This is a genomic window from uncultured Tateyamaria sp. (assembly GCF_947503415.1).
GTDB lineage: Bacteria > Pseudomonadota > Alphaproteobacteria > Rhodobacterales > Rhodobacteraceae > Tateyamaria.
On the sequence record NZ_CANNDS010000001.1, the window covers coordinates 222,931 to 247,112 of the forward strand.

Genomic DNA, 24,182 nt, shown 5'->3' on the forward strand with positions numbered 1-24,182 from the left:
AGTCCTTTCGATGGCGCACACTGTCCCATGTCGCCACTTGCATAGTGGGGGCGACATAGAAACGGTGGAAGCAAATTGGTCGTTGAATACTTATTTCCTTAGCATGGCAGTTGACCGGATATGCGCGCCATCTCACGCAGTGACAGTCGATTGTCCGAAAGTGACATACTTAGCTGTCTGCGGCCTGCCTGCGCCTATAAGAGCTGGGGGTTGTTCCCGTCCACCTTTGAAAGGCCTTGTGGAAACTCGCAGCCGACGCGAACCCGACGTCCTGCGCAATCGCCTCGATACTGGTCTCCCCCACCTGCAGGCGACGGATCGCGATATCGCGGCGCAGTGCATCCTTGATGGCTTGAAAGGACGTTCCATCCGCCTCCAGCCTTCGGATCAGGGTGCGGGGCGTCATGTGCAACGCACGTGCCGCCCCGGTGAGGTGGGCATCCTCCCAACCTGCCTCGCTGAGATAGGCACGCACGCGAAGCGACTGGGTGTGGTGCTGGGACCGGGTAAAAATCCAGTCTCTGGGTGCGTTTTCAAGAAATCGGTCCAGATCAGCAGAACTGCGCACTTGCACAGGCCCCAATACCTTCGCGTCGAAATGGATCGTTGTCGCGGGGGCACCAAAGACGATAGGTGCGGGGAAAATCAGCGCGTAGTCCTCCTCGAACACGGGACGGTCGAAGGCAAAATCGACACCCTTCACCGGCACCTCATGGCGTGCAAGCCACGACAGCAAACCATGTGCCAGTTTAAGGATCAGCATCTGGCCAAACCGCTGCGCCGCGATATCCCCCTGCGGAACCAACCTCAGCGCCATGCCGTTCGCTGCCTCAGACAGTTCAAACTGGTAGTCATCAAGTAGCAAATTCCAGAATGTCGAAAATCGGTAGAGCGCCGACGTCAATGATGTCGCCTCCCGCACCGAGGTCAGAAGATGCTGCAACGCGCGCGGCCGGATCGGACGCGACCACAGGCCCATCATTTCGTCCGCGGTTTCCACGGCGGCCAGTCGGTAGAGGCAAACAATCTGATCAAGCGTAACGCGACCCTGCGGCGCAGACTGATCGGTTAGCAGACCGGAGCGGTCGAGAAGCGACAGGTAGTGATCCTGCGCGCACAGGGATCGCAATGCCACCAGCCAATCCGCAATGAACGCACTGGAAACAGTTGAAAAAAGTGTTGGCGCTTCGCGGGTCATCCTTTGCGAAGCGGTATCACTGATTGTTGCAATGGAGAAGACTGCGCCCGAAAACTCAGGCCACCGTCCAACTGCTCATCTACGGTTTTTGATGCTGTGACGCGCCTCGTCGGCTTGGACGTTCTACGCAGCTGCAAAACTCTGCTTCTGTCGTTCTGTTCAGAAAGAGCTCAGTATTCACCCGAACAATTGCCATTGGGCCCGTTTGGGTGTCGTTACACAAAAAATAGCCCGGGTGCGCCTGCAGTTTGGCGGTCCGGAGGGTTTTGATCGGTGAGGCGAACTGCTCATCCCGCCGATCTCCTTTAATTCTTTCCCAAGCGAAACGCGCCATCGAAGCGTTACGTCCACGTAAACTCTTTGAGACTCTCGATCACTTGAATGAACTTGGGGATCACCGCGTCGCACTTCGCATAAGCTCGCTCCCCGACTCTATCGCACGGGCCAGCACCGCTAAGCGCACCCTCGATAGGCGTCGGCGGTGAATTACCAAGCTTTTTACCCGAATGAAATCCAAGGCATTCCGCACAAGCTCAGAAAGTACCTGCGATCACATGGCCTTGAGTTGTGAAGTGGTGCCCGGGGGCGGAATCGAACCACCGACACGAGGATTTTCAATCCAATAAAGGCGTATTTTCCACGCTTCAAAATGCATCAAGATGCGCCAGCATGAATACCCCAAGGCACTGATATTAAACGAAGTTTGCATTATTCTTTTTCGAGACATAGGTGCATCTTGAAGCAAGGAAACGCGGCCTAGCGCGACGTGAAAGTTGCCCCAGAGTTGCCCCAAGAAAAGATGATCAAGATATGAAAATGGATCTCACCGACGCCTTTATCCGAGGCATTTCTGCCAAAGGTCGCATTGAATATTCCGATGCCAAGTGTACCGGCTTGAAACTGCGGGTTTCGGCGGCCGGAAAGAAGACTTTCGCTTTGAAGGCCAAGAACCATTTTGGAAAAACCAAGACAGTGACCTTGGGTGAATATCCGCATATGGGTTTACGCGAAGCACGCGATGCAGCGGTTGATGCCCGGCGTCAGATGAAAGACGGCAAGGACGTTACGGCGGAGCGTCGCGCCAAACGTGTCGCGCTATCGACAGCCCCGACCCTCCGAGAACTGGTTCTCGAATATCGTGAAGTCGGTGGCGTCAGAACAAAAATCTGGCGTCCCCGTTCAGAAAACACCCTCCCGGAAGCACAATCAGCCATCTTCAGGGTCTTCGAGCCAATCCTCGACCGACAGATCACGATCTTGTCCGCTGAGGATTTCGCGGAGGTGATGGGGTCCTATGAACCGAAACAACGCGGAAAGGGTTCTGCAAACGGAAGCGTATCAAGAGCACGATCATACTTGTCAACAGTGCTCCACTGGTCGGCAGGGCGGAAAAGGTTCGGCAAGATTGGCGCGGGTCGCACCCCACGGGTAGATGCCGCCAACATTGAAGAGACACACGACCCTGCAGATTCAGATCCCACAATTACTGGGAAGTGTGAACGCGTTTTGACAGAGGACGAATTGGCAAAGGTTCTGCCTTTGATGAAGTATCCTGCCCCCGCCAGCCTATCAGGCAAATTGGATCCAGAAGATCATTTGCGTCCGGCTGCACATCGGTTCATTCTTTTGACGTGCGCCAGGCTTCGTGAAGTGGCTGAAATGTGCTGGGGTGACGTAGACTTCAGGTCAGGCATCTGGACAAAGGTTCCGATCGACAAGCGCTCGAGAAAAGACAGCAAAATGCAACGGATCCCACTCTCCGACGCCGCGATGAAACTGCTCGCTGACCTGCCCAGCGCGCAGAGTGCGGCTTCAGAAGACCTCGTATTTCCAAACTCTGTTGGCAACGTCGAAGGAAACTGGTCGCGCGGCACTGCGGCACTTCAAGAAGCAAGTGGAACTGCGGACTGGACACGACACGATCTACGGCGGACATCGTCGACGATTCTACATGCGCTGCATACTCCGATCGATACCATCGCGGATATTCTTGGGCACACGAACAGCTCAAAACGGACAGGCCTATCCGGCGCAGTCGAGCATTACATCGTTGCCACAAAGATCTTGAACGATGTCGAAGATGTTCGCAAAGTCCACTTGGACCGGCTCGCCAGAGTTTTGGATACGATTGAAAGTCGGGCTGATGAAGCCGATGGCGTGGATGCCGCATAGAGCAATCAGATGCCCAAGTGGGAGTATACCATCAACCACAACAGTATAGTTGCTGTGATCGATTTGCGAACAAGGAGAGCTTCCCGCGGTGGGCATGAATGCAGGCGCAGATTTGAAGGATGGGATAACCGCATCCTGAATATCATGTCGTCTGCTATGAAAAGGCCACCTATTGACCGGCCACCTCGGGCCCTCCGGGCAGAATCGAAAGCGGGGCGCTCACCAAAAGCGCCCCGTTTCAGGATAAAATCACCGTTTTCGGTCGACTGACCTTACCGTGAGCGATCGAACAGATGGTCAAGAACCTCATCGAGCATCTCATGGGCACGGGCACGAAACCTCTCAGTGATCGTATCACACAGCAGACGCTCCCGATTGGCAAACTCACCATCGACATCATCGAGAAGCTTGCGAACCATTTTCGTAGCCGTGGGAACGCTCCCCGAAACGGCCTTCTGATCACATGCCGCTCCATTCGCCCAATCATCGGAACCATGGAGCGATGCTTCGCCGATAGCATTTGTTGTTGACATCGCACGCCTTCTTGCTTTCGAAGCGCGGTCACTGCCGATACCGCCGGGCAAAATCTTCCTGATCTCCGCGATGGACGGCAACCGGCCATTGGCTTCCATGAACTTCATGATCTCGGCATCGACTTCTGCATCGTTCGTCTTGGGCTTGCGCGACATTTGGGACTCCTTTGTCTTTCGATATGTCCAACACGTATGTCGGCAAATTTTGATGCGGCGGGGTTATCCACATGAAAGGAGCTGCGAAATCGCTTCTTCAGAATCCAAGCGACTGATCGTGATCGACGGCAGACTCAACTCTCGCTCCGTGTTTCAAGCAGAAATACGACGCGAGCCTTTCTGATCCCGGCCCAAACCCATTTTGCGGTTCTTCGATCACGCGGTCGCAGGTGCGAAATTGGATTTTCGTTTCGTCGGGCAGCCAAAACAGAACGTCAGCGGAATGCTTGTTTATCCGATGGTGAAAGTGAATTCCCAAATGACGTGCAACTGACAGAAGCCGAAGAAGCCACCACCCTGGCCCTAAACCCCGTCTATGAGGAATGTCAGCTTCTCCAGAACTTCCTTGGTGTTTTCGTTGGAGGTCTGGATTTCTTTCCTGAGTCTTTCGAATTCCCGCGCCTGATCCCGGTACCCATCCTGGATCTCCTGCATGAAGGCCAACAGGCGTTCGGCAAACCCCGCCATCTGGTCGCGGTCCGCCGGCTCCAAGAGACTCAGCATCGGGAGAAGGCGGCGAATGTCTTCCCGCATCGCATCGATCTTGCTCGACAGGATTTCGGTGTCGGTTTTCATTTGGGTCATGGCTTTCCTTTCTGCTCAATATTGGAATGAGGTTAGCCGGCAGCATCCTCGCGAGCTTCTCCAGAACAACTGCAGCTCTGAGAATTTCGATGCGCCTTGCAAGGTGCAAGCGACGGAACAGGTGTGCCGATGAGAAGTCGGCGCCGGCGGACTTCGGGTTCAACCGCTCGCCGGTCACTTGATGCCGCGGTACCAGAATGCTGTCCGAGGTCGGTGACATCTCGATGGTCCAGTCGCTTCCAGTTGCTGCGAGTGCCTCGTTGGCCTGTGCGATGTCCGATGGCAGGTGCAGATCCATGGCCCTGTTAAGTTCATCAGCAAATGCCCTTGCGGACCCCGTTGCGCCTTTGCGAACGTGACCAAGCAAGGTCGTTGTCTCGGATGGCATCCAGTGCGGCTCGGGCAACCCGAGAACATGTGCGAGGTCCACCGCCAGCTGGTTGGTAGAACGCTCTGACACTGAAAGCTCCAAAGTGCGACCTGACCACGTCTGGCGTGATGAAACGATGTGGACGTGATCGCACGCGGAGTCCTGATGTCCCCAGACGAACCATGGGACCATCGTAGGCGGGATGCCGGTCCGTTCCAGCACCAGGCACGACACGTCGTGCCATCCGGCATGGTCGAGTGAGTCACCCATCGGCAACGACAGTGTCGTATGCAGCAGTCCTTCTCCGAACGGCACTTCGAACGGCTCGAACCACCTCATCAAGGACCCGGGCTGCTCTTCGAGAACCGACCCGGAAATCAGCTTTCCACTCTTTCCCACGTAGCGCCCGACTTGGGAGCGACTGTCATGAAACCTGCGAAAAGGCCTCATCGCGCGGCCTCTCTGAGGGTCTTCATCGCCGACCGCACCTCCCGCTTCAATTCCGACAAGGCACGAGGTGGCAGAGCTCCGGCGGTTGCCAGCCGATGCAGTGCAAAAGCGATTTCGGACAAGCGGCTCAGGAGCAGCTCGTCGCCCGGTTTGGATCCGTAGGTTAGCCCGGCTGCAGCAAGGAATTTTGCCCGGGTGGCATAACCGTGTTCAAGGCAGGCTTGATCGATCTGGTCGACGACGTCCCTCGGCATACGACAGGTAAAAGTGACAGGCTTGGCCTTCATGATTTCCTCCTTGGAAGAGCTCATGAAATTTACCGCCCTCGCGCCGATTGAAGCAAAAGCACAGCCGGCTAGATACGACGCCCCAGATTGCGGATTTGGCCAGTAAAGCAAGGTCGCATGCCTGCAGACTACGCAGACAAACTTTCTTCTTATTTCTGCTCTGAAGCGCCGGACACGTTCATTTGGGATATCTTATTTGGCAGAGGTTGCCGCAGAAATGGTGGCAGGCCATAGGTACTTACTACGAGGCGACCGAAAACCGGCGGACTGTTAAACGATCACCTGAGTTTCTGTCGCTGCGCAACCTCCTCACAGCAACACATCTCTGACCTTGGATAATCAGGGCGCTAAAGAACGAGGTGCAAGCCTTCAAAAATGCGCGACCCTGTTGGCCCAGTCTGTTCCCGACGTCGGTTCCACTCAGACCGCAGCAGTCGAACCTGGCCTATCGGATCATGCAGCACGCTTGAGAAGCATGGAACGTCCTCCGGCATCATCTAGTGACAAGCCAACTTCGCGGACAGCTGTTCTTGGCAGACAAGTATAACTTAACGCCATTTTGACGTTTCACTGTTGGACTGGCCTAGATATGGTAGTCGTGTACTGTACGGGGAACCCATGACGCATCGGCCAGAAAGCTTTCGGTTCATTGACCTATTCGCAGGCATCGGCGGGCTGCGGATCGGCTTCGAGGCCATTGGTGGCACATGCGTCTTCACGAGTGAGTGGAACCGTTTTTCTCAGGAGACCTACCGCGAGAACTTCGGTGAGGCCCACCCGATCACAGGAGACATCACTGAGGTTGAAGCCTCAGAAATCCCAGTCCACGATGTTCTGCTCGCCGGGTTCCCGTGTCAGCCTTTCAGCATCGCAGGTGTAAGCAAGAAGAATTCCCTCGGGCGGTCGCACGGGTTTCTGGACGAGACCCAAGGAACCCTGTTTTTCGATGTCGTCAGGATAATCTCATATCATAAGCCTCGCGCCTTCCTACTGGAAAACGTGAAGAACCTTCTGTCGCATGACAAAGGCAACACCATGCGGGTCATTCTACATGCGCTCGATGAGCTGGGATACGATGTCGATCACAAGATCATCGATGCGAGGAGCTGGGTGCCGCAACACCGGGAAAGAATCTTCATCACCGGTTTCCGCCGCGACGTACCGACACGATTTTCGCTGGATGATGTCGTTGTTCCAGACGGTCCGAATCCAACGCTTGTCGACATCCTGCACCCCGAAGACGGCAGTGAACCGGCAGAGCCACCGTTTACAGAGGGCAACGACGCGCACGTCGGAGCGAAATACACACTGTCAGACAACCTTTGGAAGTACCTTCAGGACTACGCAGCAAAGCACAAGGCTGCAGGGAACGGGTTTGGGTTTGGCCTCTGTACGCCAGAAAGCGTCGCGCGGACATTGAGCGCGAGGTACTATAAGGACGGGTCAGAAATCCTGATTGCCCAAGAAGGGAAGAACCCTCGAAGACTAACACCTCGTGAGTGCGCGCGGCTCATGGGGTTTGACAGGCCCGGAACAAATCAACCGTGGAAAATACCGGTGTCGGACGCCCAAGCCTATCGCCAGTTCGGGAATGCAGTGTCAGCACCAGTCGCAGTGGCGATCGCACAGGCCATGGCACCATGGCTTGAAAACACGGTCGCACTGAACCCACGGAGAAGCCAGAGTGCCTAGCCGAAAGGCACCGATGACCAGATCACAGATAATGGCGAGGATCGGTCCCAAAGATACAAAGCCTGAACTCGTTATCAGAAAAGGGCTTCATCGAATAGGCTACCGCTTTCGGCTCCATCAGAGGCATCTCCCTGGAAAACCTGATCTTGTTTTACCAAGATTCCGCGCGGTGATCTTCGTCCATGGCTGCTTCTGGCACGCGCACTGCGGTTGTCGTTACTTTAGGTATCCTAGGACCCGAACTGATTTCTGGCGTACCAAGCTAAATCGCAATGTAGAGAGAGATGCCGAAGCAAAGGCTAAATTGATCTCAGACGGTTGGCGTGTCCTGACGGTATGGGAATGCGCCACTCGAAACATTGAACCCGAAGTACTCTGTGACAGGATCGCCAACTGGTTGATTGCAGGCGGCGTTTCAGATGAGATACCCGCAAGCAGCGCAAATACCTGATGTGCAGTTGGAAAACTCAAAAAAGTCTCGAGGACAGTAAACATGAATGACTTGGTTAACAAACCGGATGCATCACGGTTGATATTTGGCCTGCGTGATACCGGATACAACGTAAAGACGGCTGCCGCGGACATAATTGATAACTCGATCGCTGCCAAAGCCGATCGGATCAATGTAGAAATAGTTCTACACGAAGATGGAAGAAAGCTCGTCTTTTTCGGGGACAATGGAATAGGCATGGACCCTGAGACTTTACATCGTGCGATGAGGTATGGTGCGCCAGTCCGTGAAAACCCGGAAAGCCTCGGAAAGTTCGGTCTAGGCTTGAAAACGGCCTCAAGCTCCGTCTGCCTGAAATTTTCCATCATATCCAGATGCGAACCTGACGCTCCCTTGTCGAAGCTCGCGTGGGACCTCGACCACGTGAAGGACATCGGCGAGTGGGAGATGCTACGTGAAGGCGTGACGCCGGATGAGGGCGAGATGTTTGACGAGCTCTGCGGAGAAACGGGAACACTTGTCGTATGGGAGAAATGTGATCGCATCCTGTCCAAGGAGTATGAAGCTGGGGGAACCAAGGAACAGGCTGCCATCAAGAGGCTTGCTGACACCCTGAGCAAGCACCTCTCACTCGTCTACCACCGTTTCACCAACACGATGGACAGTCGTGAGCGGAACGTCGAGATAATCGTAAACAGCAGCCCGGTGGTGCCATGGAACCCTTTTTATCCGAAGCGTTCGGATCAGGTTCTTCCCGAAAAGAAGCAGACTCTCATCGTGGAGATGCCCGACGGCTCGGAAGAAAAGGCAACCATCCGCGCGTGGATTCTTCCTCACCGTCGCGACATGACCAAAGACGAAGAACGTGAATACGCGCGCATTTCGAACCGCGCACAAGGTTTCTACGTTTTCCGGGAAGGTCGCTTAATCCAAGATGGTGGCTGGATGGACGTTTTCGGTGCGCCAGAACCCCATACATCTTTGTTGCGTATCGAGTTCGATTTCGGACATGAGCTTGATGACGCCTTCCGCATCGACGTCAAGAAATCCCGGATCCTCTTTCACCCTGATCTTGAAGACGGACTGCGGACCCTGCTTCAGCCAATCTACCGGGAAGCCGGCAATCGCTACCGCCGCCAAAGCCGCGCACAGGCCAACTCCAACAACGGCGTGGATCACGGCAGTTCGAACAAGAACATCGCTGCAACCGCAAATGCAGCCAAAGCGCAGGTCACTTCGGTTGATCCGGCCACACAATCCGCTGAAATATCGAACAATATGGGGCCGAAGATCCGGATCAAGTCACCGATCCAGAACAATGTCAGTCCGGATTTCGTCCATGTCGAAGCGGTCGAGACAATCAATAGCGGCGAGCTATGGCAACCGGCCTTCAGGAGCGCAGGAAGTGACGGGCATGTGCCCTCGGTCCTACTCAACAAACATCATGACTTTTATCAGAAGATCTATCAGAGGGCGGCCGCGAACGGCTTTGCTGTCGAAGGAATGGATCTTCTGCTTTGGGCATTTGCTGCTGCAGAACAGAACAACACAAACGACGAACTCGAACCGATTTTTGAGGACATCCGTACGGAAATTTCGAACAATCTTCGAAAGCTCCTCCGAAACCTCGCCGATCCCGAGCCCGGCGAGCTTGGGGAAGATGACCAGGTGCCATGATAGGCCAGCATGAGGAGCTGATCGTTCGCGAACTTGAACTGGGAACTGGGGCCGCCATCGAGGTCGCGGTCGATAAACGCGGCCTTCGAGCCGGCATGCAGATCTGGTTTGGTGATCTGGGCCCCAGAAACGGACCGGTTGCTGAAATGCGGCCTCATGGACTTAAGTCGCACAAGGTGCAGTTGAGCTTCGGAAATTTCTCTGGCGCGGTCATCAACCAAATCAAGGAGGCTACCCACGAGGATCGTCAGCTGGCACGTGCGCTTGTAGGCTCGATGGAATCCAATGTGAAAATTGAGGTGCCAGGTCAGTCACTCGAAGACTGGAGTGTCAACGACGGAAACTTTCGAATGGACGCGCAGATAAGGCACGAAACGCGTTCCGACACGGAGCTAATGACAGAAAAAACATGTCGCGACGTGGTCGTCCCAATGATGGGTGCGATGGCCGAACTGATCGGGTACGACGTCATTGATGAGGATGAAACTGAGGATGAGCCACCAGTCGAGGGAGCGATCAGGCCTTCCGTTGTAAATCGACGTGAGCGGAACCCCCGAAACCGACTCCTTTGCATTCGATTACACGGTGAAATCTGCTCCGCTTGTGGTTTGGACCCCTATGAAAGATACGGAGAGAACGGGAAGATAATTGAAGTCCACCATCTGGAGCCACTGTCCAGCCTCGCTTCCCCTAAGCCTTATGACCCAGTAACAGACCTTGTTCCGCTGTGTCCCAATTGCCATCGCGTCGCGCATAGCCGTAGACCCCTTCCATGGTCCATATCGGAAGTCCGTTCCATGCTGGGAATGACAAATGACTGATTACCGGACGCTGCCGGAGACTTTTGAAGAGCTGAAGCAGAACATTCCGGAGGGCCATACGCTTTCGGGACGACTTGTCGAACCTTTCATCCGGCTAGATCGGGTTGGAAAACGGATCGTAGGTCGGCTGGGTGGCGCAAGAACCGTGCAAGGTCGCCGTATCGAGATGATGGCACCGTCAAATCAACATTCTTGGGTTGTCGATGGCAACGTACTGAGGCCGCTCCCACGCGACGCAGTTGAGGTCTTTCAGTCAGCGCTGAACGACATTGACGCGAATGACATGTCCTTCAGCGCTGCCATTCGCCTTGTCCGTGCCGAAAATTGCGAGCTCGTTGCCAAGACCTCCGACGAATTGCTTAAGACTGGCAACGAAGCGGCAGATGCAGAAGACGATCTGATCGATGTCGTGGGCCTCAATGCGACGCTGTTCCCGTATCAGGCCCGTGGCGTAAAGTGGATGTCCAGCGTCATAGATCAGACGGGAGGGCTGATACTAGCAGACGAGATGGGCTTGGGGAAAACGCTCCAGATCATCGCTCTTCTTTTGATGGACCCACCTAACAACAACTCTCCCGCTTTGATTGTCTGTCCGACCAGTCTCATTGCGAATTGGGTGCGCGAGATTGAGCGGTTTGGGCCCTCACTGACCGTCTCCGTTCATCGCGGACCGCACAGAACAGGTATCGTATCCGGCCTGCAGACTTCACAGGTTGTCCTGACGACTTACGACACGATGGTGAACGACATATCGGTCTTTTCAGGGCTTGAATGGGCATGGGTGATCTGTGACGAGGCGCAAGCCATCAAGAACCCGCATTCGAACAGGCGTCAGGCCATCGCCACCATTCCGCGCAGGCGTTCAATTCCGATGACCGGTACGCCGGTTGAGAACACACTCGTCGATCTATGGTCACTTTCTGACTTCGCGATACCAGGTCTTCTGGGGAACCTTTCCGAGTTCGAAACTCTGTTCCCTGACGATTTTGAGTCGGGAAAGAAACTTCAGCGGCTGACTGACCCGATCATCCTCAAACGCCGGGTGGCTGATGTTGCTGGAGATCTGCCGGAGCGGATGGACATCGACGTGCCCTTGGAACTCGACGACACCCTGATCGACCACTATGAGGCTGTCCGCGAAGCAACACTGGCCCGCTACCCAGTTGCTGGAGCATTGGTTGCAACCATGCAGCTTCAACTGGTCTGCGCCCATCCTTGGCTTCGGGAAACTGGCGGAGAAAACGACGAGGCTGAAATTGTCGCTTCCGACCACCTCCCACTCGTTACTCCTAAAATGGAACGCGCGGTTGAACTGCTCCGGGAAGCGTTCTCCAACGGCCGAAAGGTCATTGTCTTCGCATTGTTCAATCGGATTGGCGATCTTTTGATCCAGGCCTGCTCAGGTCTACGGGACATCCATTGGGGCGCGATCAACGGCTCTACGCCTCAGGCGGATAGACAGGAAATCGTTGACAGGTTTTCAAGTCACGACGGGCCGGCTTGCCTTGTTCTAAACCCCAAGGCTGCCGGTGCCGGCCTGAACATAACCGCCGCAACCGTCGTCATCCACTTCACTCCGGTCTGGAACCCGGCGTTGGAAGCGCAGGCGAGCGCGAGGGCGCATCGCCGCGGGCAAACGAAGCCGGTCACTGTCTACCGGCTGTTCTATGTCGATACCGTGGAAGAAGTCATGATTGACCGCTCTACATGGAAAGGCGAACTTGCGAATGAAACGGTGCCGGTCTCGACGCGAGATGCAGAGGACTTGAAACGAGCACTCGAAATACTGCCCAAAAGATCATGACAACAAAGAAGTTTCGGAAATCCCTGAGCGCAAATGACGTCGGCTCGACTGGCGGCCATCAGGGTGGCATTCTCATTCCGAAGGGTGAAAAGGAACTCTTGGCCATCCTGCCGCAGCTTAGGTCAGATACCAAGAACCCGGATGCTTGGATCAGATGCATCGACGATGCCGGAAACGCAATGAAGTTCCGCTTTGTTTATTACAACAACAAGCTTCACGATCCGGGAGGCACGCGGAATGAGTATCGCATCACCCACATGACCGGCTGGTTTCGGGATGTAGGTGCGAGTGAAGGCGACAGCTTCGAAATTTCCAAGGCCGAACATGAGCCGCACTATTCGATTGCGATCAGGCAGCAGTCGAGCGAGACGGAACCAACTGACGAGAATCCGAGAATTCGTTTGACCGGCTGGCGGCGCGTACACTGATGTTGGCTGATCTCAGTGCCGACGCGAGAGCGAAGAAATCCTGACCCGTGGCGCCTCACTCTCGTCAAGAAAACCCTCTTCCTTGGCCCGAGCCAATACATCGACTGCAATCAGAGACTGCTTTTCGGAGGGCAGCCTTGAGGTTCCGGCTGCACAGGCCTTCAGCACGCCATCTTCCTTCGGACTGAGGAACCGACGCTCGTTGCTCCACGTCCGGAGGTTCCCCCAGAACTCACCGCCTGCTTCGATTACCTTGGCCTGAGCTTCTATCCCCGACACGATCGCTTCTTCCCGCTGACCGTCGCGTTGGGCCGAACGGGCATCCTCCGGTTCTATCGTGCAGTTGGACAGTTCAGGGCCATATTCAACGTCGGTGCGCTGAAGAACAGCCCAGCATGCCTGCTTCTTGCACCACTCCGTGATGTTGTTGACACCTGCTTCAGGACTTGTGATCACCTTTGCCGCTGCCTCTCCAGCCAAAAGCAACGCATCCGACAGATCGCGTGGGACGGATTGCCTACGCCAGACTGCATCAAGATCGACAAGCTGATCGCGTTCATCCAGATCTGCGACCAATTTTGCAATCGAGTAGGTCACAAGATTGGCCCTGTAACCGCCGGGATACCACGGCTGTTTCGGAATGGTTTTCTCGAGGTGCCTGAAAATGATCAACTTGGCCACAAGACGCCGAAACCATGTTTCGTCAAACTTCTTGTCGCTCCTGTTCCACTCAGCCCCGATACGTTGTGCAAACTCACCGAAATTCTTCTGGGCTCCTTTGCTGACAGTGTCAGGTTGCAACCGGAAACTCATTTCGACCTTCGCCAGATCGGTCTTGACGAAATACTGGGGTTTCGGAAATTCCATGTCGAACCGACGGCGCTCCGCCTGCGACTTCTTCGCCCGTTCCACAAGATATTGCCCACGCGCACGCTCATAAAACCAATGGGTTTCCCGGTTCGTTCCTTCGGCTGCCGGGGCCAGCACCCTGCGCGAGTACTCCTCCATCCTCATGTGAAATGGGTGGTTCGAGAAGAAGTCTGCTGCACTTACCTTGTTCTGGCTGTTGGCGTACTTCGATATGAATGGGACCACCTCTTCCGAGGTTTCGGGCGGCACAATGGTCAACTTCACCTGAACATGGACGCTGCCCAGTGTTTCAGGTGAAACCTTCCGCGCTGCGTGAAGCGATGCAGTGGTCTGACCACCATTAACAATCTGGAGGTTATGTGCCGATACAATTGTCAGCCCGCCCGGAGACTGTTCGACCTCTACACTGTCGGCAGTGGCTGAAAGCCCATTGTTGTAGCTGAAAAACATCTCCGGCTCGTCCCGGATCGTATCGCGGATACCACGGTTCACTGCGCCACGAGCCTGCAGGAAGCTACGGACATTCGACTCCAGCAACCTTGCACCCCACTTTTCATATATCTCACCAAGCTGCGCACCGCCGATCACGGCAAGATAGCTGTCGAGTTGATCCCCGTTGCTCGAAGCCTTGAGCGCCGGAATACCCTCGCCGAAGTCTGCCTTGAAATTGACAGTCAGCTTTTCGGCAGCGCGGCCAGAAGTCTCGTAACGCTGGAAACGCTTTAGATCCCAGACGTTGTACGTCACCGGAATGTCAGCAATGGTTCCTGCCAGCACCGCGTCGGTGCGCGCGCTGTACACCGCATTCGTCATCAGGATCAGTTTGACCTTGGTGATCGACGACCAGGCTGAAGCAATGGTCGCAGCCGCACCAGCCTCGGGAGAGCCGGCAATCAGTTCCTCCCGGAATGCCGCACGGCGGGAAGCGGCGACAAAATTGATCAGATGACCGAATGCCTTCTTCGCATCCTGAGCATTGATCTTCTTTACCTCATCCTCGGCAATGACATCGCTGACAATGACGCTGAGTATCCCGTCGGCTTCTCGGGGATCTCCACCGATCCCGTCTATTCTGACAGTCTTGTTGGATGCAGCAGCAACAAATCCAACCCTGTCCGCCGCTACGATTTCACCCTCTGCTTCCAGAAGACCTGCCATACGTTCAAAAAACACATCTGAAACAGGAGAGCTTTTCTCGTCGCCCTCTGTCCGCAGCTCGTTCAGCAGATCGGTGTGAAATTTATCAATTTGGTCCAACCTTTTACCCTTAAAGCTGCTGTGTTGATGAAATGCTTGCCCGTACAGGTCATTGATAGGGATAGGCTGGAGGCAACTCAACCGCCGCACCTGCATGACGGTCACCGGGTTAACTGGGAAGGTGCATCACTTGCCAGCAGCTTGACCGAGTGCCACAACCAAAACCAAGGTCTCAGCTGTCCATGTCGCTCTCGACCAAACGCACCAGTTCGGCGAGGGTGAGGTCAAGTTGCCGGGCTAGAGCGTCCATCACCGTCAATGTCGGCTGCCGGTTTCGTGTCTCAAGCAACGAAACGTAGCTTGTCGAAAGATCCGCGCGAAAGGCGAGCTCCTCCTGTGAAAGGCCCACCGCCTTCCTCCGATCTTTGAGTGCCTTTGCAAAGGCCCGTATCAGCTTCTCGTTCTTGCGCTCCATCCCCAACGGTATCGGGGAGGTTGTGCATTGAATCTAATGACTATAGTAGCAATTTTACTATAGTCACAGGCGGCCAGAGACATGTTGTTCGCCAACCAGCAGAGGGAAAAAAATGCAGGCATTAACGGGCCAGATCGTCGATCTCGAAGGAAAAAACCGAACGGACGATGATCAAGTGGAAACAGCGATCGATTACCTAGAAAACAAGACCGTTGGCGGCGGCATCATGACCGATCTTCAGTCGAACGAACACACGCTTAAGGCGACAATGGTCCTTTCCGACGAACGCGTAGAAAGGGTGTCTATCCCCAGTGCCAGCTTTCTCAACGTTGGCGATGTCGTGACGGTAGTAAAGGACACCGACGGTTGCGAGATATACTACAACAATCATACAGCTGACAGGAAATGGTCATACCCTAGAAGCCCGGAACACATCCGGAAGCGCTTCGGTTTCATCCGTTTTGGAGTAAATCAGAGCTTGCTCTGGGCATGCCTTCTGGGAATTGTTGCCGGCTTGGCACAAGGGCAATTCACTACCTTGAATCTGATCGTCATTACATTGATAGCAGTGTTCCTGTACTGCGCGATTTGGAGCCTGTCGGTACGTCCGCGTGCGATAAAGAAACATCATGCTTCGGCGAGAGCCGCAGCCGAAACGAACGCCGCGGCAAATGAGTCATTTATTCAAGCAAAAGCTGACGAACGGCTGGGTAGGCTCAAAGCGGCGGCCGGAGTTTAGGCTTTGGGTTGGTTACAAGTCTTAAGCTGCATTTTGAAGGGCAAGACACGCAGGTTTGACACGGCCCTGAGCGGACATTGGCCACGGTCCTCGATTGCTGCGGCCGCAGCCCGCATAGCAGACCTTAACCGCGTAAGCGAAACTATGCGCCTCTCACCCCGCGTAAGACTGGTCCGCTGTGTAATCTGTTTGGGTAGCGTGATCGTGTTGGATACTCATGGTCGTGCTTTGAACTTAAGTCTACGGTGTGGCCAAAGGATCTTAGGTTTTATCAGCATGCTTTCTACGTGAGGTTATTTTGAACGACAAAGACAAGGGCGGAATCGAAACTGATCCAACTGCCATCGTTGGCGGCGCCATCGCCACCACTTTAGCGGGTGCGGTAGTTTCAATATTTTTTGACAAAGGGGGATTGCCAGACCAGCTTTCTCAGATCGAGATATTGGAGCGCCGGATGGACCTTTTGGAAAGACTGGCCAACCGTAAGCATTCGTCTGATGAAATCACCACCGCTACAAACCTCGAGATCCAGAGATGGGAAACAGACGTTATTCATTTTTTGATGAATTATCGAGCGAAACAGAACTTCACATTGCTAATCGACGGTTTTCACTATTTGCCATGGCATGAGATGAGCGCAATGCGGAAGGCTTTCTTTCCCCCAAGACCACGCACATGGTCGGGATGGATTCCGATAATTGCCCACCGAATATGCGCTGGCGGTCTGCTTTTCGTAGTCGGGACAGCTCTCTATTTTGCCATTGGTCCTGATGAATTTAGCTGGGAATCCGGTATGGAGGTGTTTGTAGTTTTAGCAATTGCATACCTCCCTGTATCCTACTGGGTGATGAGGAAGTATAAACGCTGGCACCATAAAGCTCAGGAAGCAACTGAGAAGGCACTTAACGCACGGATCTTTAAAAGAGCTACAACTCCAGACGAAGAGCCGCAAGGGGGCTGAGTTTTCTCCTGGAACCTGACAGCCCGCTGAACAATCTGCTTGAGATTGCCAGCAAGATCGGCCCATTGCGGACCTTGACAATACCATGCTGTGCTGCACCGCAGCTTCCCGTAAGCGGACTTAGAGGAATGGTGGCCATCCAACTTTGTCGTGAGGCAAAAATTGCCAAAACCGCAAAGGATTTGCTGGGGTTTTTTGTCATGGCAAAGCGATTGATCCTAGGCGGGCCCGGGGATGCGGCCAAAAACGACCGATGCTGGTGAAAAACTCGCGGTCGCGTCGAGCGGATGGGTTTTGGCGTATGAAGCGATGCGGAGAAGGTCTTAAACGAGCCAAACTTGACCGATGCTGCGCAGTGCAAGAATGTCTGTTTGTAACGAATTAGGGTCGCGAAACCGGAACGATGGAACTGCTGACACCAAGTATTGACCAAATCCCCGCGTACGTTTCGGCGCTTCAGCGAGGCTGGTCGCCAGACAACTTGCGTGCTGAAGCTGCACAAGAGCAGATCGAAACGATTTCGAAAGATGCAGCATCGTTCGTTGCAAATCTCGATGACCCCACCGCAAAGGCCGGGCCTGTCACTCTGCCAGATGGATCGAAAGTACCTCGCTTGCCAAGTATCCGAAGGTGGATATGGGATGATGAGTTTTGCGGCCACATAGGTTTGCGATGGAAGCCGGGGACGGAGGAATTGCCCCCTACGTGTTCTGGTCACGTCGGCTACGCTGTCGTGCCTTGGCGAAGAGGAGAAGGATTGGCGTCTGCTGCGCTCATTGCAATTTTACCAGAGGCAAAATCAGTCGGGTTGAAGTACATTGAAGTCACTACTAGCCCAGACAATCAGGCGTCCGTGCGTGTCATCGAAAAGGCGGGTGGCAAATTTGTTAGAAGCTATATCGCTGACAAAGCTCTTGGTGGCCATGAGACGGTCGAGTTCAAAATTGCATTGGTGTAGCGGTTAGGTTCGGAAACCCGACAGTCACCTTCAAGGATCGAAAGCCCCCTTCGTCCGCACTGCGGACACACCCCCAACTGCCACAACGTATGTGCTTAAAAACGGCCGATGCTAATGGAAAAACTCCGGGCTTGATCGAGGCTGAAGTGGCTGATTCACTTGCTATATTGGCAAGGAGGATCGAGCGATGATGGGACGGCTGGAGACGCAGGAGAACCTGTTTTATCGGTTCCGGATCGAGGATCATGTCCCGCAGGGCCACCTTTTGCGTCGGATCGACTGGCTGTTGGACTTCGACGCGACCCGCCAGGAGCTGGCTACGCTCTACAGCCACACAGGACGCCCCTCTGTCGATCCTGAGTTGATGCTGCGCATGCTGCTGATTGGCTATTTGTACGGCATCCGGTCCGAGCGACGGCTTGTCGATGAGGTCCACCTCAATCTGGCGTATCGGTGGTTCTGCAAGTTGGGCCTGGAAGGCCGGGTGCCGGATCGCTCGACTTTTTCGAAGAACCGACACGGGCGCTTTGCCAATGGCGATGTGCTGCGCCGCCTGTTTGAGAGCGTCGTGGAAAAGTGCGTCGGTTTTGGGATTGTGGGTGGCACGGACGCAGCCATCGACGGCAGCACCATCGAAGCAGATGCAAACCGGGATCGTAAGGATGCGCCAGATACGGTTGAGAAAATCTGGTCTCTCAAGGAACAGGTGCAGCGCCCTGTCGCCGACTATCTGGCAAAATTGGCTGACGCAGATGAGGCAACGCAACCAGGCCCCAAGAAAAAACCGCCAAAATATATCTCGGAAACCGATCCTGAAGCGGCATGGTCGCTAAAGGATGGTCCTGGCCGATTCAGTTACGAGACCAACTATCTGGTAGATACTGACCATGGCATCATCGTGGATGTTGAAGCCACGCCCGCCCGTCTGAGCCAGGAAATCGTCGCGGCGAAGGCGATGCTGGAGCGCAGCCGCCACCGCCATGACTTTCGCCCTGATCGAATTGCAGCCGATGGCTCATACGGCACCGGCCCATTCCTAGCCTGGCTCCTGAAGCACGAAGTCACGCCGCATGTGCCGGTGCTGGATCGCCAACATCAGACCAAGGGCAAATATGACCTCAGTCATTTCCGGTACGATCCCGAGACCGACAGTTACACCTGTCTTGAAGGTCACGAAATGCCGCTGCGGCGGATCAGAAAGGACGATCGGATCAAGAGCTATTTTGCTGGGAAAGAAACCTGCGGGGCTTGCCCAATCAAGAAGGCTTGCACCGACGCACCGTTCCGAACTGTCACACGCCACATGGATGAAGAGGCGCGCCAAGCCGTTCGCGAGCTGCGCGATACGGCAGCCTACGACGAGAGCCGACGACGACGAAAGAAAGTCGAGATGTTGTTCGCCCATCTGAAACGACATCTCGACTTCAAGCGCCTCCGGCTACGAGGTCTCAAAGGAGCCAACGAAGAATTCCTCCTCGCCGCCACCGCCCTGAACCTAAAACGTCTTGCCAAAATGGTCCCGTGCTGAGGTTCGCAAAGCCAGCAATTGGCAACTACCAAAAACACTGCCTTTGACCGCGATTACAGCGGGTTGAGAGACCGCGCGTCGGCTAAACACAAGATGTAGTAGGTCGAGTTTTTCACCTAAATCGACCGTTATCGGCCATGCTGCAACGTGCACATGTAGCAACTGACCTGATCCACAACACGATTCTCAGATTATTCTTCCCTAGGTAGACGTACGTTGGAGAAGAAAATTTCGTGAATTCTGTTTCGGCTTGGCTCGGTATTTTCGGCCATCAACCGAAATCTAAGTGAAGCATGGGATGCCAATTTAGCCAATTCGTTGCTATAGATTCGTGAGTTATTGGGGGAAAAAACTAGACTGACAGTCATGGGCACTTTGTTGGGAAAGCTAATCGCAATTTGTAGCGCATCGCGGCTATGACAATCGCGAACATCAAAAAAAACCATCTCATTTCCAAAACGCGGCGCAATCCCCTCATCGGCGCAAAAGGGAACTCCAGATGCGGCAACGACAAAGTATGGATTTCCAAATTGGTCAACTAGCTCTGGGGTTGGGTAGTAGATCGCACCTTTCGTATCTAGTTCACTCAGGTTAGTGATACTTAGAATCGCACGATAATGTCGATCTAAGTTTGGCTCACGAATTATTCGGATCATCTCGACCCGCAATCCGCCAACTTCCACAACCTTTGGGCACTGATCGACCTGACCACTCGGGGCACAGCGACTTGGTACTGGTGGCTCGGCAGCGACTTCTTCCGCTGATGCAAGCTCGGCAGCGTAGAAAAAAGCGACCAACACCACGACGGTGCGATAGAACGTCATTGCTCTGTATCCGTTGGAATCTGAATATCCGGCACGATTACCTCGTCCAATATTATAGTTTTGAACTGATCCCTCGAGTGAACGAACCGCAGATCGAGCGTCGCACTAGTTGCCATTTTGGCCAACTCCTCACTAAATGTACCGTCAGAGGACTCGGAGAAAATCAATGCCATGGTCATCGGAGATCTACTAGGAAGGGAATTCGACCATTGGGCGTTGTCGTCATACTGCTTACATTTCGGGACAGTTGGTGGGTAGTCGTTGAACCTCCCGTCGGTCAATCGCTGGTGAACACATCGGGTTAGACCTGATGCCCCAACAAACGAATACTCGTTTCCCATGTTGTCGACTAGCCGAGGGGAAGGGATAAAGCGCAATATTTGAACGGTTTGATCCGATGTATTTGTCAATTGGGCAACTATCCTGAGGTCACCCACTTCTGTAGGCTCATTAAGAATATACGTTATTTCAATTTCGATATCATCAAACGATGTCTCAGCATTTGGCCGTGCAACAGGTTGGGCTAAACCCGCTCTGTCACTATCAAGTGTAAGCTTGTAAGTTTGATGTTCACATTGAATGTTTAGAATTTCCAAAATCGGTTTGATGCTAACCACCGGTGTCACAAATGTAAGGTTGTTACTGCTACTGTCCGCACCCTTGACCAGACCGACAACATTGCCTCTGCTGTTGAGCACAGGGCCACCTGTCATTGTGGGAACCATATTTAGATCAGTGGGTATCAACCCGGCTCTCATCGCGTCGCCAACGACTTCACCACTTGGCTGTATGACACCTCCGAACCGGTCAGCTCCTCCGGTAAAGCCCATGGCACGAAGCTGCGTTCCGGGACCCAGGGCTCCGCATTCTAGAGCGAACACTCTGTCGAGTGTCGTTGGTACGGTCCCCGATGGAACTCTGACGGCACAAATGTCCCGATTCCCCATGGCGCAAAGGACATCGGTTTCGTCGATTGGAACTGGGAATGCGGATTTTCCTGAGATCGAAACAATGATCCGCTCACCGGGTTCGACAGCCTCGATAACGTGTTTCGCGGTCAAGACAACGCCTTGTCTGCTAACGAGAAAACCGCTGCCCAGAGGTTTCAAGTTACTCGCCCCTAGCTGCTCGGCATCTGCTGCCCAGAAAAATACCATCGCAGATTGCGGGGCTGCTTCCTGGGCGAACGACGGTGTCACCAAAGAAAAGCTAGCCAAAATCCAAAAAACAACTTTCACTTTCTTCAAATTGCGCTCTCCTGATGTAAAATCGAGGGTAAGCCTAGGCAAAAAGGAGCGCAAACTAGAATTCAACACACTCATCTCGAATGATCCCAAACTCATTAACTGCACTTTCGCCTTCGCAGCTGGCATTGCTCTCAACATCTTTCTTCCGCACTAGATCAATCAGCTCATAGCCCCCGGTGTGCGTACCTTCATAGTCTCGCTTTAGAGCTTCAAGAAAGATGCGTAATTCATCTGATGTTTCAGCAACGTCACGTCGCGCCCAAAACGCGAAAATTGAATCATGAAAATCGCGCCCGTCAGCATCGGCGCCGTGATGTACATGCACTGAGGTTGGTGTCCCCTCTTGAGTCTCCATATCGAACTCAAACCATCCTCGAAGTTCTGCAGACCGTTCACAGCCAAAAGAGCTGGACGCATTGATATCGAACTCAATTGGAATCTCTGACCAGAATCTTTCAGGATGCGTGTCGCTGAGTAACTGATCGTAAGTGAGCAGCATTTTTGCCCAGTTGGATATTCTTCCTTGCCACTCTGGCTCCGCCTCATCAAGCGATGCGATTATGGCCGCGTATTGTTCGTCAAAAACACCAAAGGATAACAATGCATCTAAAGCCAGTTCGCTCCGATTTTGAAGTGGGTTATCAGGACTGTCACCTACGGCACTAGCCGTTGGGAACGGTACGCGCCCCCAGTACGCAACCAACTGTTCAGCTTCCGCACCATACAGCATTGTTACAATGGTTTTATAGGCGATCGTTGCTTCAAGTTGGGTTCTCATGAACGCCAATAGCTCTCGCGAATCTGAGCAAGACTGTAGATAGTCTTCTACTGGAATATCGGCCCCTGTCGGCTCCACAAAAGCCCACAAGTTTATCTCTTTAACCGACGGAGGAGCAATTCCGCTATCAGACACGCTAGAGGAGTCGCGCCATATCTTCATCAAAACAGCCCGCACGAGTTCCACGATCTCTGATTCGTCGGAGACTTCGGAAAGCGTCCCAAAAACGTCACGTCGAACTTTGGCATTACGTTCCCTGCGAACTGGGCTCGCTTCGGGTCTCACCGCAATGACGGAATCATCATCTCCTCGGAGTATATTCGCCAATCCATCCCAAAAGTAGACGGGCTTTTCAGACGTCGATGGGGGCGTCACTACAACGACATCGTTGGGAGCCAGCACATCGCAAGCAATACCAAAGCCAAGTAAAGTTGGTGCTGCACTCGTCATGGGCGTTATGAAGGTCAAATTGGGCGAGGTGCTATCAGCACCTTTTACAAGGCCAACAACACGCCCCACCTCATTTAATACTGGGCCTCCACTCATCGTTGGGACCAAGTCAATATCCGTCGGGACAAGGCGGTTTATCATCGGGGCACCAACAACCTCCCCTCCCGGCTGAATCACACCGGCGAAACGGTTCGCACCCCCGGCAAACCCTAGAGCTCTTAACCTAACACCGACGTCTAGTACCCCACACTCAATTTCAAAAAAACCTTGTAGCGTAGGCGGAATTGCATCCGTTGGTATACGGACGATGCAAACATCTTGGTTGCCAGCCGCGCATACAATATCACCCTCATCTATTGGGACAGGAAAGGTATTCTTCGAGGAAATCGTAATAACAATGTCCTCACCCACCACTCGCCGCTCCAGTACGTGACGAGCGGTCATGACGATACCAGAGCGGTCAACAATGAACCCGCTTCCCAGTGGCTTTACACTGCCCTGACCTGTAAGTTCAGAGTCTTGCGCCCAAAAGAAGACCATTGCTTGCAAGGGTGCGCTATCCTGAGACGCTACGGGCATCGCCAAGAATGGCATCGGGAGAAATAAGATAAATGCTAAACGTGAGGTAAAAGGTTTCACCTGACTCAAGCAGAATAAACGCCAATAAGACATCTTCTGTCTCTTTCTGTAATTATACCAGCTCTCTGATAACTCGCTCCATCTTGCGTCCAACGGCTTGGTATCGTGTACATCATTATCGAAGTTTCATTCAGATCAGGATCGCCAATACACTTTGCAGAGCTATCTAGCGGCGTCAGTATATTCCGGTAGGTCTGAGCTTGCGACCAGCCGTGCCGACGTCTCATCTCCTCAACCACAACATCTTCGCGAAAACTGATAGCGCCAGGAAATCGATGCTCATGGCGTAACCCGAGCGCATGGCCAAATTCATGCTTTACTGTTGATGGCCGATTGAAATTGGCCAGCCTCATTGTCGGCTCTTCCTTTGGAATACGGAGGTTGTCGCGACCTACATAAGAGTTGTTCCTGTTTCCGCCCAACTGAATCCGAATATGGGCATCGGAAACTGGGACGTCGAAACGAAAGTCTATTAGCTGTCCAAGTCTGCCATCAAGCCAATCGTTTGCCGCATTGACTACGAGTGCATGCTGTTCTGGCTTCCCATTAAAGAAACCGCATCCAAGCGTAATCTTACCACTATTCGGTGTAAGCCCGTCGCGTTGTCGCCAACGTTTGGCAAATACGAAAGTGCCGTAATCACTTATCTGTAGGTCTTGAATGACCTGTTGCTGTTCTGACGAGAAGTCGATGATCTGCATCTGATCGCTGAATGGATCGAGGGCGGAGCAACCGAAGTCTTCTATCGGCGGTTCTATTTCGCCAGATATATGAGACTCTCCTAGGGCAAACTGAGGCAAACAACCACATGTCAAGCTGGCCGCGCTTCCTC

The 24,182-nt window shown here is 53.7% G+C and carries 21 protein-coding genes; 11 read left to right on the forward strand and 10 right to left on the reverse strand.

What is annotated here, in order from left to right:
- Nucleotides 1-169: 169 nt before the first annotated feature.
- Nucleotides 170-1,198 carry an AraC family transcriptional regulator gene (locus tag Q1A32_RS01160; protein WP_299648367.1) on the reverse strand — a complete coding sequence of 343 codons (1,029 nt, stop codon included), beginning with the start codon at nucleotides 1,196-1,198 and terminating at the stop codon, nucleotides 170-172.
- Nucleotides 1,199-2,008: 810 nt separating this feature from the next.
- Here Q1A32_RS01160 and Q1A32_RS01165 point away from each other — a divergent pair.
- A complete protein-coding gene (locus tag Q1A32_RS01165; RefSeq protein ID WP_299648370.1) occupies nucleotides 2,009-3,370 on the forward strand; it encodes an integrase family protein in 1,362 nt (453 codons plus the stop codon).
- Nucleotides 3,371-3,642: 272 nt separating this feature from the next.
- Here Q1A32_RS01165 and Q1A32_RS01170 read toward each other — a convergent pair whose 3' ends face one another.
- The 3 genes from Q1A32_RS01170 to Q1A32_RS01180 all read right to left on the reverse strand — a co-directional run bounded on the left by Q1A32_RS01170 (nucleotide 3,643) and on the right by Q1A32_RS01180 (nucleotide 5,835).
- Nucleotides 3,643-4,059, reverse strand: a complete 417-nt coding sequence (locus Q1A32_RS01170; RefSeq protein ID WP_299648373.1) for a hypothetical protein — start codon at nucleotides 4,057-4,059, stop codon at nucleotides 3,643-3,645.
- Between the two features lie 363 nt (nucleotides 4,060-4,422).
- Nucleotides 4,423-4,704, reverse strand: coding sequence for a hypothetical protein (locus Q1A32_RS01175; protein ID WP_299648376.1), 282 nt, complete (start codon nucleotides 4,702-4,704; stop codon nucleotides 4,423-4,425).
- 816 nt (nucleotides 4,705-5,520) lie between these two features.
- Nucleotides 5,521-5,835, reverse strand: coding sequence for a hypothetical protein (locus tag Q1A32_RS01180; RefSeq protein WP_299648379.1), 315 nt, complete (start codon nucleotides 5,833-5,835; stop codon nucleotides 5,521-5,523).
- Between the two features lie 594 nt (nucleotides 5,836-6,429).
- On the opposite strand from Q1A32_RS01180, the gene dcm reads away from it, so the two are divergent.
- Genes dcm through Q1A32_RS01210 form a run of 6 tightly spaced genes read left to right on the forward strand, consistent with a single transcriptional unit; the run spans nucleotide 6,430 to nucleotide 12,684 of the window.
- Nucleotides 6,430-7,503, forward strand: a complete 1,074-nt coding sequence (gene dcm, locus Q1A32_RS01185; RefSeq protein WP_299648382.1) for a DNA (cytosine-5-)-methyltransferase — start codon at nucleotides 6,430-6,432, stop codon at nucleotides 7,501-7,503.
- A gap of 13 nt (nucleotides 7,504-7,516) precedes the next feature.
- On the forward strand, nucleotides 7,517-7,954 hold the full coding sequence (locus tag Q1A32_RS01190) for a very short patch repair endonuclease (protein WP_299648385.1): 438 nt from the start codon (nucleotides 7,517-7,519) through the stop codon (nucleotides 7,952-7,954).
- A 42-nt stretch (nucleotides 7,955-7,996) separates the two neighbouring features.
- The gene (locus tag Q1A32_RS01195; RefSeq protein WP_299648388.1) at nucleotides 7,997-9,631 is read left to right on the forward strand and encodes an ATP-binding protein; all 1,635 of its coding nucleotides are present in this window, start codon (nucleotides 7,997-7,999) and stop codon (nucleotides 9,629-9,631) included.
- Nucleotides 9,628-10,452, forward strand: a complete 825-nt coding sequence (locus Q1A32_RS01200; protein ID WP_299648391.1) for an HNH endonuclease — start codon at nucleotides 9,628-9,630, stop codon at nucleotides 10,450-10,452. The genes Q1A32_RS01195 and Q1A32_RS01200 overlap by 4 nt, the downstream gene beginning before the upstream one ends.
- Nucleotides 10,445-12,256, forward strand: a complete 1,812-nt coding sequence (locus Q1A32_RS01205) for a DEAD/DEAH box helicase (RefSeq protein ID WP_299648394.1) — start codon at nucleotides 10,445-10,447, stop codon at nucleotides 12,254-12,256. Before Q1A32_RS01200 ends, Q1A32_RS01205 begins: the two co-directional genes overlap by 8 nt.
- On the forward strand, nucleotides 12,253-12,684 hold the full coding sequence (locus Q1A32_RS01210; protein WP_299648399.1) for an EcoRII N-terminal effector-binding domain-containing protein: 432 nt from the start codon (nucleotides 12,253-12,255) through the stop codon (nucleotides 12,682-12,684). Before Q1A32_RS01205 ends, Q1A32_RS01210 begins: the two co-directional genes overlap by 4 nt.
- Before the next feature lie 12 nt (nucleotides 12,685-12,696).
- Here Q1A32_RS01210 and Q1A32_RS01215 read toward each other — a convergent pair whose 3' ends face one another.
- Nucleotides 12,697-14,811, reverse strand: coding sequence for an AIPR family protein (locus tag Q1A32_RS01215; RefSeq protein ID WP_299648401.1), 2,115 nt, complete (start codon nucleotides 14,809-14,811; stop codon nucleotides 12,697-12,699).
- A 172-nt stretch (nucleotides 14,812-14,983) separates the two neighbouring features.
- Entirely contained in the window at nucleotides 14,984-15,226 is a 243-nt protein-coding gene (locus Q1A32_RS01220; protein ID WP_299648404.1) for a helix-turn-helix domain-containing protein, read from the reverse strand.
- A gap of 112 nt (nucleotides 15,227-15,338) precedes the next feature.
- Here Q1A32_RS01220 and Q1A32_RS01225 point away from each other — a divergent pair, with 112 nt between their 5' ends.
- The 4 genes from Q1A32_RS01225 (at nucleotide 15,339) to Q1A32_RS01240 (ending at nucleotide 19,412) form a co-directional block, all read left to right on the forward strand.
- Nucleotides 15,339-15,965 carry a hypothetical protein gene (locus Q1A32_RS01225; RefSeq protein WP_299648407.1) on the forward strand — a complete coding sequence of 209 codons (627 nt, stop codon included), beginning with the start codon at nucleotides 15,339-15,341 and terminating at the stop codon, nucleotides 15,963-15,965.
- Nucleotides 15,966-16,263: 298 nt separating this feature from the next.
- Entirely contained in the window at nucleotides 16,264-16,926 is a 663-nt protein-coding gene (locus Q1A32_RS01230; RefSeq protein ID WP_299648409.1) for a hypothetical protein, read from the forward strand.
- 403 nt (nucleotides 16,927-17,329) lie between these two features.
- The gene (locus tag Q1A32_RS01235; RefSeq protein WP_299648412.1) at nucleotides 17,330-17,884 is read left to right on the forward strand and encodes a GNAT family N-acetyltransferase; all 555 of its coding nucleotides are present in this window, start codon (nucleotides 17,330-17,332) and stop codon (nucleotides 17,882-17,884) included.
- 187 nt (nucleotides 17,885-18,071) lie between these two features.
- Nucleotides 18,072-19,412, forward strand: a complete 1,341-nt coding sequence (locus Q1A32_RS01240) for an IS1182 family transposase (RefSeq protein ID WP_299648415.1) — start codon at nucleotides 18,072-18,074, stop codon at nucleotides 19,410-19,412.
- A 191-nt stretch (nucleotides 19,413-19,603) separates the two neighbouring features.
- On the opposite strand, the gene Q1A32_RS01245 is transcribed toward Q1A32_RS01240, so the two are convergent.
- Genes Q1A32_RS01245 through Q1A32_RS01260 form a run of 4 tightly spaced genes read right to left on the reverse strand, consistent with a single transcriptional unit; the run spans nucleotide 19,604 to nucleotide 24,051 of the window.
- The gene (locus Q1A32_RS01245) at nucleotides 19,604-20,236 is read right to left on the reverse strand and encodes a hypothetical protein (protein WP_299648418.1); all 633 of its coding nucleotides are present in this window, start codon (nucleotides 20,234-20,236) and stop codon (nucleotides 19,604-19,606) included.
- Nucleotides 20,233-21,558, reverse strand: a complete 1,326-nt coding sequence (locus Q1A32_RS01250) for a serine protease (protein ID WP_299648421.1) — start codon at nucleotides 21,556-21,558, stop codon at nucleotides 20,233-20,235. Before Q1A32_RS01250 ends, Q1A32_RS01245 begins: the two co-directional genes overlap by 4 nt.
- Nucleotides 21,539-23,383, reverse strand: a complete 1,845-nt coding sequence (locus tag Q1A32_RS01255) for a serine protease (RefSeq protein WP_299648424.1) — start codon at nucleotides 23,381-23,383, stop codon at nucleotides 21,539-21,541. Before Q1A32_RS01255 ends, Q1A32_RS01250 begins: the two co-directional genes overlap by 20 nt.
- Entirely contained in the window at nucleotides 23,356-24,051 is a 696-nt protein-coding gene (locus Q1A32_RS01260) for a hypothetical protein (protein WP_299648427.1), read from the reverse strand. The genes Q1A32_RS01255 and Q1A32_RS01260 overlap by 28 nt, the downstream gene beginning before the upstream one ends.
- Nucleotides 24,052-24,182 lie beyond the last annotated feature (131 nt).

What these genes read in the sequence shown, in the direction of transcription:
- Q1A32_RS01160 (WP_299648367.1), bottom strand. Translation starts at nt 1,198, where the DNA reads ATGACCCGCGAAGCGCCAACACTTTTTTCAACTGTTTCCAGTGCGTTC.
- Q1A32_RS01165 (WP_299648370.1), top strand. Translation starts at nt 2,009, where the DNA reads ATGAAAATGGATCTCACCGACGCCTTTATCCGAGGCATTTCTGCCAAA.
- Q1A32_RS01170 (WP_299648373.1), bottom strand. Translation starts at nt 4,059, where the DNA reads ATGTCGCGCAAGCCCAAGACGAACGATGCAGAAGTCGATGCCGAGATC.
- Q1A32_RS01175 (WP_299648376.1), bottom strand. Translation starts at nt 4,704, where the DNA reads ATGACCCAAATGAAAACCGACACCGAAATCCTGTCGAGCAAGATCGAT.
- Q1A32_RS01180 (WP_299648379.1), bottom strand. Translation starts at nt 5,835, where the DNA reads ATGAGCTCTTCCAAGGAGGAAATCATGAAGGCCAAGCCTGTCACTTTT.
- dcm (WP_299648382.1), top strand. Translation starts at nt 6,430, where the DNA reads ATGACGCATCGGCCAGAAAGCTTTCGGTTCATTGACCTATTCGCAGGC.
- Q1A32_RS01190 (WP_299648385.1), top strand. Translation starts at nt 7,517, where the DNA reads ATGACCAGATCACAGATAATGGCGAGGATCGGTCCCAAAGATACAAAG.
- Q1A32_RS01195 (WP_299648388.1), top strand. Translation starts at nt 7,997, where the DNA reads ATGAATGACTTGGTTAACAAACCGGATGCATCACGGTTGATATTTGGC.
- Q1A32_RS01200 (WP_299648391.1), top strand. Translation starts at nt 9,628, where the DNA reads ATGATAGGCCAGCATGAGGAGCTGATCGTTCGCGAACTTGAACTGGGA.
- Q1A32_RS01205 (WP_299648394.1), top strand. Translation starts at nt 10,445, where the DNA reads ATGACTGATTACCGGACGCTGCCGGAGACTTTTGAAGAGCTGAAGCAG.
- Q1A32_RS01210 (WP_299648399.1), top strand. Translation starts at nt 12,253, where the DNA reads ATGACAACAAAGAAGTTTCGGAAATCCCTGAGCGCAAATGACGTCGGC.
- Q1A32_RS01220 (WP_299648404.1), bottom strand. Translation starts at nt 15,226, where the DNA reads ATGGAGCGCAAGAACGAGAAGCTGATACGGGCCTTTGCAAAGGCACTC.
- Q1A32_RS01225 (WP_299648407.1), top strand. Translation starts at nt 15,339, where the DNA reads ATGCAGGCATTAACGGGCCAGATCGTCGATCTCGAAGGAAAAAACCGA.
- Q1A32_RS01235 (WP_299648412.1), top strand. Translation starts at nt 17,330, where the DNA reads ATGGAACTGCTGACACCAAGTATTGACCAAATCCCCGCGTACGTTTCG.
- Q1A32_RS01240 (WP_299648415.1), top strand. Translation starts at nt 18,072, where the DNA reads ATGATGGGACGGCTGGAGACGCAGGAGAACCTGTTTTATCGGTTCCGG.
- Q1A32_RS01245 (WP_299648418.1), bottom strand. Translation starts at nt 20,236, where the DNA reads ATGACGTTCTATCGCACCGTCGTGGTGTTGGTCGCTTTTTTCTACGCT.
- Q1A32_RS01250 (WP_299648421.1), bottom strand. Translation starts at nt 21,558, where the DNA reads ATGAGTGTGTTGAATTCTAGTTTGCGCTCCTTTTTGCCTAGGCTTACC.
- Q1A32_RS01255 (WP_299648424.1), bottom strand. Translation starts at nt 23,383, where the DNA reads ATGTCTTATTGGCGTTTATTCTGCTTGAGTCAGGTGAAACCTTTTACC.
- Q1A32_RS01260 (WP_299648427.1), bottom strand. Translation starts at nt 24,051, where the DNA reads ATGCAGATCATCGACTTCTCGTCAGAACAGCAACAGGTCATTCAAGAC.